Annotated in this window: 5 protein-coding genes; 3 read left to right on the top strand and 2 right to left on the bottom strand. The window is 39.5% G+C overall.

The window, feature by feature from the left end; genetic code table 11:
- Positions 1-770 precede the first annotated feature (770 nt).
- Complete coding sequence (locus HMPREF1528_RS10460) at positions 771-2300, bottom strand: leucine-rich repeat domain-containing protein (protein WP_034568047.1); 1530 nt, start codon at positions 2298-2300, stop codon at positions 771-773.
- A 273-nt stretch (positions 2301-2573) separates the two neighbouring features.
- On the opposite strand from HMPREF1528_RS10460, the gene HMPREF1528_RS12485 reads away from it, so the two are divergent.
- Positions 2574-2726, top strand: coding sequence for a hypothetical protein (locus tag HMPREF1528_RS12485; RefSeq protein WP_157464904.1), 153 nt, complete (start codon positions 2574-2576; stop codon positions 2724-2726).
- A gap of 510 nt (positions 2727-3236) precedes the next feature.
- Here HMPREF1528_RS12485 and HMPREF1528_RS10465 read toward each other — a convergent pair.
- Entirely contained in the window at positions 3237-15404 is a 12168-nt protein-coding gene (locus tag HMPREF1528_RS10465; RefSeq protein WP_016479721.1) for a T9SS type B sorting domain-containing protein, read from the bottom strand.
- A 1214-nt stretch (positions 15405-16618) separates the two neighbouring features.
- Between HMPREF1528_RS10465 and murD the strand changes: the two genes are divergently transcribed.
- Both murD and HMPREF1528_RS10475 read left to right on the top strand, forming a co-directional pair.
- Complete coding sequence (gene murD / locus HMPREF1528_RS10470; protein ID WP_016479722.1) at positions 16619-17953, top strand: UDP-N-acetylmuramoyl-L-alanine--D-glutamate ligase; 1335 nt, start codon at positions 16619-16621, stop codon at positions 17951-17953.
- 2 nt (positions 17954-17955) lie between these two features.
- Entirely contained in the window at positions 17956-19188 is a 1233-nt protein-coding gene (locus HMPREF1528_RS10475) for an FtsW/RodA/SpoVE family cell cycle protein (protein ID WP_009421080.1), read from the top strand.
- Positions 19189-19197: the final 9 nt, after the last annotated feature.

Here is a 19197-nt window from a genome sequence, read left to right on the forward strand (position 1 = left end):
TCCTTTTATCGTTCTAAAATGAATAAAGGAAAGGGTAACACAATAGCTTTTTTATAAGGATTTTGGACATTTTAAAGAAGATAATGTTGTCTTAAAAGGGCAAAAATAAAACTTTAACATTCTTTGCGTTATTCTCGGGATTTTAACATTTTCTTTGCGTTTTATCTGTTAAAAACGGTTTTTTAACAGATAAAACGCAGTGTTTTTAAAGATTTAGTGTGTAATTATTAACAGTAAAATAAGAATTTCAGCGACGATAGTTATATTTTTTTGCATATTTTTTTGAATATTTTTTGGTAGTTACATTTTTTAACGTATCTTTGTGCCATCAAAAAAGATAAGAGACTTTTTCATAACCAACAACAAAGAAATAAACAAACTACAAGTTGTGTATAAAAACAAGAATGTAATTGTAAACAAAAAGTTTTTTTCATAATTTTTATTTTTAAGTTTTCTTTTTTATTATTAAATTCAAGAGGCTTCTAAGGGGTTAGAAGCCTCTTTTTATTTGAGCCGGCCGACCGTAGCACGGCAGGCACTTTAATTAGGCAAATACAATTTGAGGCGAATTTGGGCTAAAGAGTGAAACTATGCCTCAGAAAAAGTAGTAGCACGACGGACAATTGATTTCAAAATTGGAGTGCTTGAAAGATTGCACATAAAAAAACCGTTATAAGTTGCAACACTTATAACGGTTTTCCCTATTATTAAATATTTAATTCTTATGAATAAGACTACTAAAAGTATATCTTCTCCAACTATCTTGTCTATTATTTAAATTCTAAAATATCTTTAGGGTTGTATATACCTCCTGCGCGGAAATCAGACTGTGAGATAACTCTATCATAATCAGCTTTACTTGATAATGGAATATACAACTGTATCTTACCGTTTCCGTTTGAAAAAACATCTCTTATGTTATCTATTTCAGGAGCTGGAACATCTTTACCCTCTGGTAAAGCTCCTAATCCTTTTGGAGGAACTGTTCCTCTAAAAGCTACGTGTTGTAATGCAGTACAATTACTGAATGCATTTTGTCCTAAGTGGGTTAAAGTAGCGGGAAATTCTACCTTCGTTAAACTTCTGGCCATTCTAAAAGAAGAATCTCCAATCTTTTTAATTTTAGGAAATTTGATATATGAAACATTAACATTAAAAGAATAAAGATCTGTCTCATTTTCATTAAACAACTTACCTTCTATCTCTGTAACATTATTAAAATCTATTCCTGTAAGCTCATTTTGTCCTGCAAAAGCCCTACGTGCTACTTTAGTAATATTAGGTGGAAGAGTAATATTTCCTTTCAATTTTACACCTGTCTTTATTCCTAAAAGTACACCATCTTTAACAATATAACTTGAGTCATCTGATTTTCTAACAGCAATAGTAAGTATAAGTTTATTTCCCTTACCATTATCACCATCACTATTAGTAAGCTCTACTGTTAAAGTTCCTTCTTTTTTCCCAAATATTTTAACACCCGTATATTTACCATTCTCTTTCTCTATATCTGCACCAACTAATTCTTTCGCATATTCAATAGTAGCAATACTACTATCGTAAGTGCCAATAGTAAATGAATTATTATAAATATTATTTAAATCAATACGTCTAGGTTTTCCTCCTATCCCTATTTCTACATTTTGAATTGCAGCAGTAAAAGGAGCTCGTACGTGTACGATAAAACTTCCTTTAGGGAATCCTTTATCGTCTTTCTCACCCGCGGTATCTTCGAAATATACTTCACCAGTTTGCCCTTCGCCTATTCCTTTTACAAAAAATCTATTTCCATCTTTGCGTACTTGTGCCAAAGCAGATGAAGTAGATTTGATATTTACTTTATCTACAGTACCGTTATATTTCTTGAGCAAATTGGTAACTTCTACTTCTTGGTCTCTATCAACAAATACTGTTTTACCCAAAACGACTAAACCTCTATCATTAGTTTCTTTGTCTTTTACAGTTACATTGATATAGGCAACTCCACCCGTTTTACTTTCTATTTTCACACGGGTTTCGCCTACTTTACCGCCTACTTTTTTGCTAGAGATAATAACATTAATATCTCTTCCCATATTGGCGATAGCCACGTCTACATCTTCAGATTCGGGCTTTAGGATACCGTCGGGGGCAGTTACTTTCACGGTTGTTTGCCCTCCTAAGTTAAGGGTGACAGCCGTTTTCTCTAATATGATATTAGAGTCTCCCTCTTTATCGTCTTTTTTGCAGCTGAACAGGGTTGCTGAAGTCAACACTGCTAAAGCTAACATCATTAGTCTAGTTTTCATTGCTAAATACATTTAATTAAATTTCGCTACAAAAATAGGTATTTTTACAATACAAAACAAACTTTTAGAGATAATATTATCTACTATTTTGTGTTATTTGTAACATTTTATATTTAAACATCTGACAATCAAATAATATTATAAGAACTTTATTAGAGTAAAATTATTGTTTAATAAGAGAAGTATAGGTTAAACGTACGAGGTTTTCTTTAAAGAAAATCAAACAAATAGGTAGGAAGCTACCCAGAAAGTCTTTCAATTGATAATTGACAATTGACAAATGTGATGTACACGGAACTAGAGTGGCTCTACAGTGGCTCTACAGCGGCTCTACAACGGCTCTACAACGGCTCTACAACGGCTCTACAACGGCTCTACAACGGCTCTACAACGGCTCTACAACGGCTCTACAACGGCTCTACAACGGCTCTACAATAACGATTAATTAAATTATAATCGAACTTTAATTGAGTTTATAGTGTTTTAAGTTAATGTGAGATTGGTGTAAGAAAAAAGTGTAGCTTACGCTACAGAAATTTTACAAATCTTAAAATAATCAAACAAATAGGTAGCAAGCCTGAAAGTCTCGCGTAGATTTCACGGATTACTCAGCTAAAGCTGAGGAATTTCACGGAACAGTAATAAAAAAATTGTAACTGACGTTAATTATGATGCATAAGATAGGGGATAAAACTGATAATACCAAAATAAGCCAATAATACCAGAAGTAAAAAAATGAAAGAATGAGGAAATTAGCAAATGGGGATTGTATAAGATAAAAATAAAAGGCAAAAGGCAAAAGGTAATAAATAAAGTGAAGGAAAATACAATGACCATTACAGTTGGGATAGCAATAAAATTTTTAAGAAATGAAAAAGGGCTACCCTTAGCGGATAGCCCTTTTGAAATAAATATTAATTAATGTATAACCTATGAAGCAAACAAATCTTAACGATATAGTGTAAAGTTACCGTTGAAGGTACGAGTATCGTGTTCGTTGCTAAGTTCTACGAGGTACCAATAGTCGCCTGTTGGCATATCTCTACCGTCGTACTTACCGTCCCATTCTTCGCCTGCTCTAAGGGTTTTGAGGCGACGACCGTAGCGGTCGTAAATAGTAGTACGGATGAACGGATACTTATCTACCCTGCGTGGTGCCCACGTATCGTAATTGCCATCGCCGTCAGGAGTAAAGAAGTTCGGTATGAATACATCGAAGTATTCTTCATAGAACGTTTTGGAGAACGTACAGCCTGCTGCATCGTGTACTACTACATCTACTATTTTGAGTTTCTTACCGCTCACTGGATCGGTGTACTCACGGTCGTTCATTCTCAATTCGTAGACGTTATTGGTATCGTAATCTTCGCCATTGAACTCATAACGATAAGGTTTCACACCGTTTACACCTTCTACTTGTAGTGTATTGATAACGGTAGTAGGTGATTTCACAATATTGTTCAACTGGCGATACTCTACTACAGTTACTGATTTGGTAGCCATTTGAGTACATTGTTTAACAGCTCCGGTAACTGAATGGACATCGGTATAGATAATCTCTAAGGTTTGTGTTGCTATACTCATATTAAACCTGTTCTGGTCGATATAGCCGACATTCACACCGTTGTTACGCGAGAAGGTTTGTGGTGTAGTAGCTCCGTTGAGTTTGTAGGTTATCTTATTGAAATCTACTTCGTCTTTGAAGCGTACTTCTATCCAGGTTGTGAACTCGTTATTATCACAACTGAAGCCTTGCTCGGTAGTTGGGTCGAGGTCAGGAGCTGAGTAAACGCTAAACTTATAAGTAGGCGACATCACACAGCTGTTGGTTGTACTGCTTACGCTATCGGTTACCACAATCTCGTAATTGCCTTCGGTTAAGTTAGAAGCGCGGATTACGGTTGCTGACGAGGTAGCATAATCGGTATGTGCAGGAACGTTAGAGCCTTCTTTCATTATAGCGATGTCGTAGTTAGGACGACCGCCATCAACAGTGAACTCTATCCAAGCGTCGTTACCTTTGTGGCATACAAGCAAGTTAGAATCGGTTACATTCACTACGATAGGCTTAGGTTCTTTTACTATTAGTTGTTCCTTTTTGAACAAACAGCCCCAAGTATCCATTATTTCGACTGTATAAGTATCAGGAGGCAAGTTCCTAAATGTAGTATCTGATTGCGTCCTAAAGTTATAGTGAGAATCTATAATTGTATAATGATAACGTCCTGATCCTCCTCTTATGCTCAATGGATCAATAGTAATCTCTCCATCAGTATCTCCCTGACAAGTAACGTGACGAGTTACGGAAACAGTAGCGGTAATTGGGTCAGGTGCTTTTAAGCCTACCTGAGTAGTACCTGAAGCTACTGAACAGCCCCACGCATCGGTAACAGTAATAGTGTAAGTTACTACACCACCAGGAGTACCGACCAATCCTGAGAATAATACACTATCGCCATTGAGAGCTATGGTTTTCTGACCTGTAATAGCACCGCCTTGTATATTGACCGTATAAGGAGCCCAACCACCTGACACGGTTACGAGTATCTCACCACGATTATTATCACAAGTTACACTAAATGTTTCTCTTGCAAAAACAGTTATAGGAGCTTCGGCTTGTACTATTTCGAAGGTAGTTTCGGCTTTACAGCCTGAAATAGCCGAGATAGCTTCTACCCTGTACTTGCTTGCTGGCAAGCCTGCGTGTACTATGGTAGCACCTGTAGAGTTACCTGTAATAGGAGTACCTACTGGCAATGGATAAATTGTATAGCTAAATCCGTTAGCCACTTGGTCGCCGTCAGAGAGACGGGTATCGGTAAGTTCTAAGGTAATAGAACCTGTACCACCGTAGCAAGTTACCCTTTGTGGGTTCTTAGCTTCTAACAATAAGGTGTTAGGATCGAGCACGGTATAGTTGGTACTTACCTCACAACCCGTAATCATATTCTTAGCTCTTATCACATAAGCGTAAGGTTCAGTAAGGGTGAATGTATAAGTGAGTGAGTTAAGCGTTACTGGAGGTATTACGGTAATAGTACCCCAACCTACTTTGCTCACTGAGTACTCGATAGGTTCGCCACTGTATACGGTGGTAGTGCTGAGGGTTACAGAGATGTTTTCATCTACATTACAAGTTTTCGCTTGTAACTGAGTAGCGGTAAGACTGCTCATCATAAGTGTAGGTGAAATAGTCACTGCGGTAGTAGTTGCACTACAACCATTGGTATCGTACACCTGTGCATAATAACTATTAGCGGTAGTTAAATAGCTTGGTAAGGTGTAGCTATAAGAGGTTACTCCCGGAGTTACTTGCTGTTGATAGAGCAAGGTGCCTGAGGCAAGCTCTCGGTATTCAATACGTGTATAAGACTCAGTACCACCTGTTACATTATTCAAATCGAAATGCAATTGTGGATTAGTAACTTCACCTGTATCAGCATCGCAAGTGTACTCTTTTTTGCTAAGGGCATTGGTAGTTGAGATTACATCAGGAGAGGTAACCGTTACTTCAATGGTTGATGAACAAACTTGTGCACTTACAGCTGTAATACGGTAGGTAGCACCACCTAAGATGGCTGCACCTGATGGTACGTTATTAAAGGTTACATAATTACCATTTAGAACCTGAGTAACACCTGGTACTGCTACCCCTGCATTATCGGTGATTGTGAAGGTATATGGAATACCATCAACAGGGTTTGCTTTTATACGTACGGTAGCAGTTTCGGCATAACAAGTAGGTGTAGTAACCGAAAGGACTTCGAGTCTAGGTATTTCAGGAGGTCTTACTACGAAGTCTAACGACTTAGCACATTCGGCAGGAGTACCCCAAGTAGCTGCATCATAGATATTGATGAGGTAACTACCTATACCACCATTGGTTATTACACTGTGTGCATTACCTGTAACATTAGCCCCTGTAACCACTGGTACAGCACGTTCGTTGGCAGTACCTTTGTTAATCACACGGTAGAGACTAAACTTATAAGTACCTGAACCACCTGTGATATTAGTTACATTGATAGTTACTGTATTAGTAGCACCACAAGGTAACAATGGTAAGTGACTTGCATCAAACTTAATCATCTCGTGTACTCTAAATGTAGTACTAGTTTCGCAACCATTAGCATCTTTAAATGAGATGGTGTACGGATTTGGATTTGGTGCTAAGCGTATTGGTAAAACAGTTTCAGTAGCTACTGTTATGTTTTGCCAGTTCACAATACCGTCTATCTTGTATTGATGTTGACCAATACCTATGCTGTTAAATTTCACTCTAATAGGATAATCGGTATTATCGCTACAAGCGTCATCGACAGTAATTGAGGCAACAGAAGGTTGAGAATCGACGGTTACGGTAACTGTATTTTCTCTCAAACAGCCAGAAGTATCTCTGACAAATACTTTCCAAACACCTGCTTCTACGTCTTTTGATTCGTTATCAGTAGAAGTAGTGAGGGCATTATCTAAGGCAGTACCGGTAGGTGCTGCTGATATGGTTGTATTGTGATAGTAATACTGATAAGGGGCTGTACCACCTGTGGCATCTACTACTATCTTACCGAGACCTTGTGGTTGCGGTGCTTGACAGTTTGCCTTACGGGTAACCGTAGCAGTCATTGTCAATAAAGACGCTGACTTACCTATGGTAAAGTTGGTAGTACCTTGTGTACAGTTAGTACCACCCTCAGTAAAGAGGACAAAATATCTACCTGCTGGAACATTTGGTATTACTATATCTTGACCCACTGCTGGAGTTGCTGTTAATGGTGGCGTAACAGGACCACTAGCTATAGCAGTTCCTAATGACGGATAAGTAGGTGTATAACGGAATACTTGATAGGTAACATTTGGATTTGTCCAGTTCTTCAAGTGAACAAACACCTTACCGTCATTGGCATCAGCACAAGTAGTAGAAGCAACACCTGTGATAGTAGCTTCTAAAGGCGATTGTGTAGGTACAGGTATATTAGCTTCCTTGATAAAGGTACACTTACTATTTGCATCGTACACGATAAAGGTATAGGTTACCCCTGGTGTAACACCTGTAAAGGTATAAGTAGAGGCGTTTTTAACACTACTATCAGACAAGAGAGTAGGTACTACAGCACCACCGTGGAACCAAGTATCATTTCCTCCTAGAGGGTTAGCCACTGTTTCTTGTACACTGGTAGTGGCTCCATAAGGAGGAGTAATACCTTCACGATATACGGCGATGTATTGGTTAGCACCAATAGTTCCTCCTGAGTTATCGTATACTGAGATAGCTATTTCACCGGAGTTGGCTATACAACCTATGGTGGCTGTACCTCGTGCGTCTAAGCCATTAGCATCGGATTTTACAACAAAGTCATAAGTATACTTACAAGACTTAGCATCTTCTACCACTATTTGGTAGTTACCAATGTCTAAGTTCATAAAGGTTTCTCTTGAACCAGTAGCTACATTAGTACGAGTAGCATTCACCACGCCGTTCTTATTTAAAGTAACAGTGAATGGTGCAGTACCTCCTTTATTCACCCAAGCGCTTGCCTGAGCTTTCTGAGTACCCGTAGTAGAGCACTCAAGGTCAGTATGGGTAACAGAGACTACCATTGCAGGTACTTCGGTAACAGTAAGACCTAATGGGTCGGATTTACAGTTTGAAGCATCTACAATTGTAAGAGTATAGATTCCTTTTGCCAATCCCGTAATATCTCCTACTGGACGTGTAACGGTGGTAAGACCATTATTAAACTCTATAGTATAAGGAGCCACTCCTCCTGAAATATTGGCATTGTTGAAAAGTATCTTACCTGAATTAATGCCTGCGCAGTTAATACCTTCAACAGTAGGCGTAACTACAAAGGCAGGAGCACCTTTCTTCACTTCTTGTCTAGATGAAATCACTTCACAGTAGTCTCCATTAGTCATTTGGTAACGTATCTTGAAGTAGTAATCACCTGGTATCTTAGTTTTGAAAGTATAAGTATTACCAGACTGGCTAATAGCAATACCTGTAGGGGCTGCTACTGTAAAGTTGGCAGTAGGTGAATTGCTCCACAAGAACTGACGAGCACCTCCAGCTTTACCACCAGAGTAAGTAATATCATACTCAGCTTCGCTATTAGGTACACAAGTTAAAGCTGCTTTAGAGATCACTTGCATACGCAATGGGTTATCTATAGTATAAGAAGTGCTTGTACGACAGTCGGCACCATCTTTTACTTCAAAGTTATAAACACCAGCCGATAGGTTTTCGTAAATGATAAAGTTTGTAGCGCTGGACTCAAAAGTTGCGCCTCCGTCTTTACTAAACTGATAGCTACCATTGCCATTTATTACCTTCACTTGCAAACGACCTGTAGCACCACCTTTAAAGCAAGGTTCTAAGTCTACTACTTCTATTTGCAATGGCTTAGGCGCTGGAACATTAAGAGTAGCCGTCATTGTACAACCATTGTTATCCTCTACTTCAATTACATAAGTACCTACCTGTAAGTTAAAGTCAGCTTCGTTATTTACAGCCGGTTTCGATTGTGATGGTGTAGCACCTGTTATAGGAGTAAAGCGGAATGTTTTATAAGGTCTTGCACCTCCTTCGGCAGTAAAGCGTACTGTTGCAAAGGTATTGAAGCAAGACACCGGAGCTGTAACTGTAGCCGTAACTGTTAAAGGTACAGGCTTGTTAATAGTATAGTTAAAGGCTGTTTGGCAACTGTGTTCATTAGCTTTGCGCACCAATAACGTACCATTATTTACTGCTGGGATTCCTGTGAGAGTAGCCACCCCTTGAGCAGGATTAAGCTGTGTAAGGGTAACACTCGTCCAAGTAGTAGTACCCGCTATTTGATATTCTACTACAAATGTAGAAGGTGGATTATCAACTGTTAAGAAGATAGAACCATCATTCTTACCACATTTTTCGTCGTAGGTAGTACCACGTGCTTTAAAGCCTTTGTTCTTGTCAATCTTCACTGAAAGTCCTTCGGCGCGCACTTGGCATATCTTAGTAGGTTGTGTAATCACAATATCGTCCACTGCTAAATCACTACCCACAGTAGAAGCAGCTGCTATATTTCTAATCTCAAATATATAAGCATTAGCAGTTATATCAGTAGTTGCAAAGGTTACTTTCTTATTGAGCCAAGCTCCTGTACGAGGAAGTTCACCTAATGACCTTTCAACGTATTGTGCTGGGTTACCAGGATTGTACAAGCGTACTACCAAGTTAGGGTTAGTACCACCTATATAGGTAACAGGTAATAAGTTAAACAAGTTCACCGATACACTCATTTCTTGACCGGCTACTACGTCTCTAATCGTGCGCTTGTAAACAATACCATTGTCATTATCAGGGCTACTTCCGTTGATTGCTAAATAGCGACCATCGGTTACTCCCGAAGCGTCTGACGGTGGTGTAGATACCCAATAAGTTCCTGTAGTAGGTACTTGGCGTGTAATCATATACTGGTTATCGCCCAAAGTAGTACCGCTGGCATTACAAGTAATAAATACCGACTCGGAGTCGCAAGTATTCTTACCTTTACCAAAGTCTTCTTTAAACAACACATTAGGAGTTGTGCCCGTAGCTGTCTTCGGTGTATACCGCACATAAACACTATAAATACCTGGGTCTAATGTAAAGACATTAGAAGTACGTGTTTCACTGAGAGTACCATCGTCTTTTACAATGTCGTATTCGTAGTTACCTGCTGGGTTAGTAGTTACCGTAAAGGTACCTTTACCCTCACAGTCATAAGTAACAGTAGAAGCACTTACGGTAGCAGGTACTATTGGTTTTATGGTAATAGGTATTTCAAGAGTACATTTATTACTATCGCGTACATATACCACACTTGCTGTAGAGCCTACACGCAAAATAGGTACGGTAGTAAACGATACGTTATTAGTACTAAACTCATAACCTGTACCAGTACCTCCTGACACATTGTTAATATGTACTATATACTCTTTGGTAGGACTTGAAGTATCACAAGAGATATCCTCAGCCACTCCTGCATAAGCACGCAAAGTGCTTTCTATATCTTTAATTACAATATTGCGGTTCCTATAAGTACATATATTGGTAGTAGATAACTGTATTTTTATTTCCAATTCATACTTACCAGCTTCCAAGTTATTAAAGAAACCTGTAGAGTTGGTACCCATATTTTGTACTCGTGTTCCTGTGTCGTCTAACTTGTAAAGGGTAGACTTCACGTTTTGCTGTGTATTATAAGTAATAGACACCTGTCCTGAGTTATTAGCAAAGCCACACAAGATATCGCGAGTTTTGATTGTATAGCCTAAGAGTCCTTCTGGATAAATATCCACAGGGGCAGTAAGAGCATAAGCTGAGTTAGCATCTTTGGCAATGAACACATATCTACCAGGTTGGTCTATATGTATATCACGCTCTACAAAGCTACTACCTGCAGGTATGGTAGCTATGAAAGCTGAAGGAGGTACATCGGAGTAGTCAGTATAGCCGTTTTGTACTACGCCGTCAATACTCCAAATAGCAAACTGATAAGGATTCTTACCTCCATCGGCTTCAAAACGGGTAGTAAGTGAGTTACAGTTCTTCCAAGCCTTAGGAGTTACTTTGGCAGTAAGTGTAGTTTGCTTTTCTATTCTTTGTATAAAAGTTGCCTTACAAGTGCTTGGCAAAGCTGGTGAAGTAACCTCAACAGTATAAGTATCAGGAGCGGTGGTTATAGGCACTCGGTATTCTGAATTATTAGTAAGCACAAAAGCTTGCCCGTTTTGATTCACTACATTGCCTGCTGAGTTTTTCAACACATATTTATAAGTAAGACCTGCCGTAGCCATACGTATAGTAATGAAACCTTGCTGATAGCTGGTCACATTGGCAAAGTCTATTATTTCACCTGAAAGTGAATTGGTAAATACATCAAAATAGAAGTATTTTTCACAGTTGTTATTCTTGTCTGATACACGCAAGCGGAAATGACCTTGTGCGTTGGCAACAAAAGTATTGTTGCTATGTACATCTTCCCAAGCATTATCATCTAAGTTCGGACAGTTCAAACTTGATGGCGAAGAGCCTGCTTTTAGCTTTTGCCACATTATATTGCTATCGCGGAAGTTCACCACTATATTACGTGAAGGCTGATTACACAATATAAAGTGACTTACCCATAAGTTGTTACCCGCACACACATCACCTCCGTTAGCTTGAGGTCTGATAGGGTCTGGTAGGTTATTGCTGGATATGAATTTTATTTCTTCACTGGTAGTGTAGGTTACATTACCACATTTCATCAATTTATCTACTCTATAAGTAGCAGGGTCGCTTACCTCTATATAATTATGGTTTAACGGATTTGGTATCTGTGTACCGTTCTTATACCAATTATAAGCAGTAAAACCATCAATAGCGGTGAGGCGTGTATTTATGCCAGAACAAGCGATCTCAGTACGTGAACACTCTTGCGTAGATATTGCAATAGTTTTAGAGCCTGTGCTAGTTTGTTCAGGAATAGTACAAGCTGCCGTTCCTCCTGAGTAAGTTAAAGAGTAAGTAGCTTGCAACACATTCATACAAGGCTTACCGATTACTGAACACTCTCCTTTTAGAGTAAGAGGAATAAGTATGGTACGCACATTACCCCCTGCTGTAAGTGTTTGCTTAGGCAGTGTAAAAGTAATCACATTACCCGATTTAGTAAAGGTAGGCTTGTAGATAGTAAGGGTAGCCCCTGTAACATCAGGAGTACCTATGGTAATGTTAGGGTGATTAGGCAAAGTAACCTCCAAGGTCGACGATACTACCCCTGCGGTTCCTTTATTTCTATAAGTAATGCGATAGTTGAAGTTCTCAGTAAGTGATAAATCGCGGTTGATAGGAGCTCCTGTACCATCTACAAAATCATTGGTAACCTCCATATCTACAGCGCGCGATTTTACTACCACGTTAAAAGTACAAGTAGCCGCATTACCTGAGGTATCCTTAAACACATAGGTTACTGAGGTCGTTCCTATCGGGAAACGCTCTCCACTTTGGTGAGTCTGACTCCAAGAGCCTATACGGCAGTTATCGGTTGCCGTTACCACTCCCCAATGTGCTATTCCGTAACACTGGTTAGCTACCGCAGTTACTTCAATATTTTGTGATGGGCAACCTGTAATCACAGGAGGTATGGCGTCAGGAGCAAAGTTTACGGTAATAGTATGACTGCCCGAGTTAGTAGCACACAACCCGAGATTTTTTAAGCTATAACGCACCACATACTGAGTATTGCGTGTTACCGTATCACTAATAGTCTGTTCACTACCCAAGAAAGTTTCAGTAGCATCAGTTTCTATACGGAACCACTCTATATTGAAGAGTTGCGCCGAACCGCCAAAGGTAAGGTCTACCACATCACCATTACAAGGGTTCGTGCTTCTTGCTACATAGGTAACTCCTGGTGAAGTATAGTTATTTGCCGTTACCAAAGCCGAATCAGGGTAATCACCACAAGCGTGAGAAGTGGTTACAGCATAAGTACCGTCTGGTACGTTCTTAAATACGTACCCCGTAGCAGTAGAAGTAGCTCCAAATACTGGCGATTTAGTTTCTACTCCTGTAACGGTATTCTTAATACTGAATTGTAATGGATAACGGATATACTCAGGATTGGTAACGTTCACCGCTATAAGTCCTGTTCCCGATGCCGCACTACACGAAGTACCTACCACATCGCGTTTGAGTTCTCCCGTAGGGCTCACGGTTAAGTACACACGACTGACGTGAAAAGCTCCTGTACCATCATTCACTGGGTCAGAAGGTTTATGAGTATCAGGAGAAGGGATTGCACTATACAAATTAATACAATCAGCTGGGTTAGTAAAGTACTGTTCTCTTTGTGAAGGTTTCCCTACATCCCACAATTGTTTTATACGTGCGTAATAGAAATAAGTAGACTGTAACAGATACTCTCCTGCTGATAAGTTATTAAAGGTGTGTGAATGGTTATTGCTTCTTCCTACTACTTGGTCATAACCTGTGGCAGTCTTTTTTAATAAAGTATATTGTGCATAACGTAGTGTCCCCACAGGAGTTGTTCCTATTTCATACGAAACCTTTGCCGCTCCCACACATCCTTGCTCTACTTTCACCTCATCTTTGTCATACTGCATCGGAGTATTTAAGTTGAGTTCTTTGGTAGCTTCATTGCCACAACGGTCTTTAATAGTAATATTATATCTACCTGGTGGAAGGTCTCCAAACTCAAAACGATACGTTTCATTAGCAGTATCAGGGTTTCTCACCTCTCTCACCATAGGGAAAGTATACGTTACTTTGTGTAGTGGTTCAAAAGGCAAAGCGGTTTGGAAGTCAAAAGTACGAGTAGTACCACTGTGTCCATCGTCTAAATAATCAACAGTCACAGTGATAGGATAATTAAATTGGTTTCCTGCTACCCATTTACGTATAGATACAGTACCTTTAAATATCCCTCTATTAATTTCTATTCCGTCAAAACGCTCATCTATCTTATTAGGCAGAGGAGTCATATTTACAATACGCTCTGGCTCATAGCACTGAGTAATTCCCGCTCCCTTAGTTTTAAACTTCACCTTATAGTAGCCATTAGCTTGTGAAGTTAAATCGGCATATAAACTACCGTTATTGTTTATCCAAGTATAGTCAGTCCCTGGTATAAGAAGTTGCCATTTAGTAGAGTCGCTTATTTCTGACTGTGTATAAGTAGCATTCCAACTGGGGTCACCTGTACCTATATATTTGTATATTTCAAAGTAAAATCCTTTGGCTCCTGCTGCTGATGGATTTTGTACCCAGTCTGCTGGAGTAAAGTTCTGCCAGTTGTAGAACCCAAAGTACATCTTATCAGAAGCAACATCTGGGTTAGGCAATTCTATTTTTTTCCAATTAGCCTCTACGTACAGATATTTAGCTGGAGAACCGTTAGGACAAGGATTAGTAGGGTCAGCGTTTAGGTCTGAACGGTTCACTGCTGCTATCGCTGTCGAACCTGCTCTATCCATATATATAAAAGGATCGTGCGAGTTCGTAGGGTTCAATTTGTTCTTTACAACATCTACTAAGTCCTTATCAAGTTTGAACTTCTTAACTATAGGTGTTTTCCCTAACTTAATAGTCAGTTCAATAATATCTCCTTCTTGAAAATGTACTCCAGCTATATCATTGGTAATAAAAGAATAAGCACTGGATTTTTGTGGGCGAGCTCCTGTGCGATAAGAAGAGGTAATATCATAAGTATTTTTATAATTTCCTGCTGAATCATAGTGTTTTATAACAGCGGTGCCAGGGTTCCCTTTAATTTCATTCTCTAAACTTTGTTGTATACCTACATTGTCTTTTCGTTTTATACGAAATGAAAAATTAAACTTACAATCAGCTCCTACGCGTATGCCTGAATTCTCATTGTCGAGTTCAAACTCCATACAGTCAATATTCAATGAAGAAGCCGCTACTGAAAAAGTAGTTTTATTGGTTTCCCCACAATTCGGAGTTCCATTCATTGTATCTTCTACGGTAAGCTCATAACCACTTCCTATAGTAATCGGTTTAGCATCAGTTCCTTGAATAGTGATTTCCAAGTCTTGCCCCGCAACAGCATTATGAGTAGCATTATACAGCTCAGTCCCCCCTTTGGTAAGGCGCACTTTAAAAGGCCCCTTAGCTCCTTTCTGTATACTGAAAACCACGCTACCGTCATTACCATTCCCTGTACAAGACGGCGGTACCGATTTAAAACTTTTAAAAGTTGGTGGTACGTACGAAGAAGTAATCGTTACCACTTTAGGTAAAGTAGATTTCTGGTTATTAGCTACATTCACCATTGTAACAGTGTACGTACCCGCTTTAAGCGTAGTAAACTCGTGTTCATTTTTACCCGCCACTCCTATTTCCATAGGCCACGTACGACCGCTCGGGTCACCAGGTACATCGAGTTTTACCTGCAACTTGGTACCTACAGGTCCCATAGTAGTAGGAAGCGTCACCTTAATCTTTCCATCTGAGGCACATTGCCCTGGTGTTGTGGAAACATTAAAGTTGTTTAAGTTCAGCGGTGTTTGAGCCGAAAGCCCGAAGACCATCATTACTATAAAAACAATTGTTAGAAAAAACTTTCTCATAATGCTATATATGCTATTTTGAAACAATAGTATCACTATACTTTAATGCACAAAAGTATATATTTTTCTCGAAACAGCAAAACTCTTTTATTGCAAATGTTAAAACAAAAGTTGCTCGTCTACCCCTTCCCTACCCTGTTCTTCCAACGGAAAAATCTTATACAACTATAACATTATTAATTACATACAACTGTAAAAAAGAAAAACAATTTACCCTTTTAGTCCGCTATTTTTTAGCTATATTTTAACTTTTTATATACAAAAATTTAACATTTCCAAGACGCTATTTTGGTAAAAAACACCCTCTTTTTTCACTCTTTTTTCACTCTTTTTTCACCTCCTTTACACAGATAATTGGAAGTTTTTACACAAAAACTTTTATCACCTTATTTATATTATGTATTCTATCGCAAATTCATCTTCGTTTAATGTCTATCCAATCTATATAGTTCAATGCTTATCCAATGAGCCCTACACCTTGCCAAAGTTTCTATTCACCCGTCGTGATACGACCTTTGGCAAAGTTGAAAATCACTCACCTATACTCTCTAAGAGTTATCCGTAGTAACCGAGTAAGTGAATAAAGAGAAAAGTTTTTCTGAGTCCCTCCAACTAATCTCCAAATTTTCTAATCCTCTTTTTCCAGCACATTCCCTCTAAACTCCTCCAACAAATTTACTAATCTCCAAATTTTCTAATTTGCTAATTCTCTTTTCTGTCACACTGCCCCTATTGCCTATGGCCTAAGGCCTAGCACCTCTTCCTCTTTCTTTTGCCTCGAAACCCCGTTTTTACCGTTTTTTGCATTGTCGTATTATATTATTAATCAATTATTTATACACCCTTTCTATACCAATCGTCCAAGATTCGTATAAGCTTCCTATAAGCTCTCTATAAGCTAACCCCACCCTCCCTACACCCTTTTTTCATCAAAAACTCTCCCTCCTCTCTTCCGAACTTCTCCGTTTCCTTCCGAAAGCTCAGCTGTGTCACTTTTAGGGGTACACACTTTGCCAAAGTTTTTGCCTGTGCGGCTCGCACCTTTGGCAAAGTTAATTATCAGTATTATTGGCATTATTAGCATTTACCCCATTCTCTCATTTCCTCATTTCTGTCATTATTTATTTTTTTTCGCTTTCTCCCTTGCTAATTCCTATTTGTTTTGTACCTTTGCCCAAAAATAATAAGCCCCTCAACAAAACGAGGTTTTATCAATGAAACGTTTAGTAATATTAGGAGGTGGTGAAAGTGGTGTAGGAACTGCCATTCTCGGTAAACAAAAAGGCTGGGAAGTATTCCTTTCCGATAAAGGCTCCCTAAAACCTCACTACCGCGAAACTCTTAACAAAGAAGGCATTCAGTGGGAAGAAGGCACACATACCGAAGAGAAAATTCTCTCAGCCGATGTGATTATGAAAAGCCCAGGTATCCCCGATAAAGCTCCTATCATCAAAAAAGCTCACGAAAAAGGCATTGCTGTGATTTCTGAAATAGAATTTGCAAGCCAATATACCGATAGCCTCATTGTAGGCATCACGGGTAGTAATGGTAAAACCACTACCACCTTGCTCACTTATCACATTTTCAAAGAAGCAGGATTGCAAGTGGGACTTGGCGGAAACATAGGTTATAGCTTCGCCGAATTAGTAGCTACCGAAAATCCTCCGTATTATGTACTCGAAATCAGTAGTTTTCAGTTAGACGGCATAGAGCATTTCGCCCCCCATATCGCCGTGTTGCTTAACATAACTCCTGACCATCTGGATAGGTACGACTATAAGTTCGAAAACTATATCGACTCTAAATTCCGTATCGCGATGAACCAAACTGAAAATGATTACCTTATCTATGATGCCGACGACGAGGTAATTACACAGTGGCTCAGCACCCATACTATAAAATCTAAACTTATACCTTTTTCTATAGAGAAAGAACTCCCACAAGGAGCTTTCTTAAAAGATAATAAAATATACATTATGTTAGAGAATCAAACTACTGAAATCGACGTTGAAGAAATTAGCCTTCGTGGCAAGCACAACATTAAAAATACAATGGCAGCAAGTGTAGCTGCCCGCTTAGTAAATATCCGCAACAACTCATTACGCGAAAGTCTCAAAGGCTTTAAAGGTGCTCCCCACCGTCTCGAAGAGGTGAAAGTAGTAGATGGCGTCACTTACGTAAACGACTCCAAAGCTACTAACGTAAATTCAGTATTCTACGCTCTCGACACCATTAAAACTCCTATCGTGTGGATAGTTGGCGGACAAGACAAAGGCAACGACTATAACTCTCTTTTGCCTTATGTACACGAAAAAGTAAGAGCTATTGTATGTCTCGGAGTCGATAATTCCCCTATTATTCAATCGTTTCACAACACAATAGGCACGCTTGTCGAAACCCGCTCAATGGACGAAGCTGTAAAATTAGCACAAGGTTTTGCTCAAGAAGGTGATACAGTACTATTATCCCCCGCTTGCGCCAGCTTCGACCTCTTTAAAAACTACGAAGAACGCGGAGACCTCTTTAAAGCAGCCGTTCAGAAACTGTAATAATGCGCGAATGGATAGCCTCACATATCAAAGGCGACAAAACCCTTTGGGCGCTCATACTCGTCTTTACCCTCTTCTCCTTCTTGGCGGTGTACAGCACCAGTACCAACTTAGTGTATGTAGTGGGTAAGGGTACTCCTTTTGGCTACCTCATCAAGCACTTGGTGTTTGTAGGGGTTGGCTATCTCACTCTTTATATCGTGCATCGTACACCTTATCGTTTTTTCCGTCCTGCTTCTAAACTGGGGCTTATCTTAGCGGTGCTCCTGCTCATCTTTGCAAACCTTTCAGGAAGCACCATCGAAGGGGCAAACGCCAGCCGATGGCTCAGCGTAGGGGGTTTCTCTTTTCAGCCCTCCACCTTTGCAATGGTAATGCTGATGGCTTATGTAGCTTCTTATTTAGCTAAAAACTACGGCAAAAAACTCTCTTTCAAAGAAACTATCTTACCCCTGTGGATGCCCGTAGGAGTGATTGCAGCCTTAGTGCTTCTTTCTAACCTATCCACCGCAATGCTAATCCTCAGCTCAGTACTGATGCTCACTTTCTTGGGTCGTTTCCCAATGAAACATATCTTTTCAGCTATAGGCATTGCAATTGTTTTCCTTGCACTTTTCTTATTAGTAGTAAAAGCCTTCCCCGAAGCTTTCCCCAATAGGGTAGATACTTGGATGAGTCGTATCGAATCGTTTATGGGAGGCGAGGACAACAAAGAAGGCTATCAGATAGAGCGCTCCAAAATGGCTATTGCCAAAGGAGGTATAATGGGACAAGGAGCAGGTAAAAGCACAATGAAAAACTTCCTCCCCCAAAGTTCCTCCGACTTTATTTATGCTATCATCACCGAAGAATATGGCTCATTAGGAGCTATCGTTATAATGGTGCTTTACATACTACTGCTCATTCGCATTGTAGTCATCTCACAAAAAGCGCCTACCCTCTACGGACAGTTATTAGTATTAGGCTTAGGTTTCCCAATACTCTTGCAAGCAATCATTAATATGGGAGTAGCAGTAGAACTCTTTCCCGTAACGGGGCAGAACCTACCTCTCATCAGTAGTGGGGGTACATCACTATGGATGACGTGCTTAGCCTTAGGGTGTATTCTCTCCGTAAGTGCCCAAAAGCGCAAAGATGGTAAGATGGAGAAAGACAAACCCGAAGCCGACGTAGAGGAAGAACTCGCTGAAAGCGCTCTCAGACAAATGAAAAATGCGAACCGCACAGGCGATTAACTTTTAACT

The sequence above is a fragment of the Capnocytophaga sp. oral taxon 336 str. F0502 genome (assembly GCF_000411575.1).
Classification (GTDB): Bacteria; Bacteroidota; Bacteroidia; order Flavobacteriales; family Flavobacteriaceae; genus Capnocytophaga; species Capnocytophaga ochracea.

What these genes read in the sequence shown, in the direction of transcription:
- HMPREF1528_RS10460 (WP_034568047.1), bottom strand. Translation starts at nt 2,300, where the DNA reads ATGTATTTAGCAATGAAAACTAGACTAATGATGTTAGCTTTAGCAGTG.
- HMPREF1528_RS12485 (WP_157464904.1), top strand. Translation starts at nt 2,574, where the DNA reads ATGTACACGGAACTAGAGTGGCTCTACAGTGGCTCTACAGCGGCTCTA.
- HMPREF1528_RS10465 (WP_016479721.1), bottom strand. Translation starts at nt 15,404, where the DNA reads ATGAGAAAGTTTTTTCTAACAATTGTTTTTATAGTAATGATGGTCTTC.
- murD (WP_016479722.1), top strand. Translation starts at nt 16,619, where the DNA reads ATGAAACGTTTAGTAATATTAGGAGGTGGTGAAAGTGGTGTAGGAACT.
- HMPREF1528_RS10475 (WP_009421080.1), top strand. Translation starts at nt 17,956, where the DNA reads ATGCGCGAATGGATAGCCTCACATATCAAAGGCGACAAAACCCTTTGG.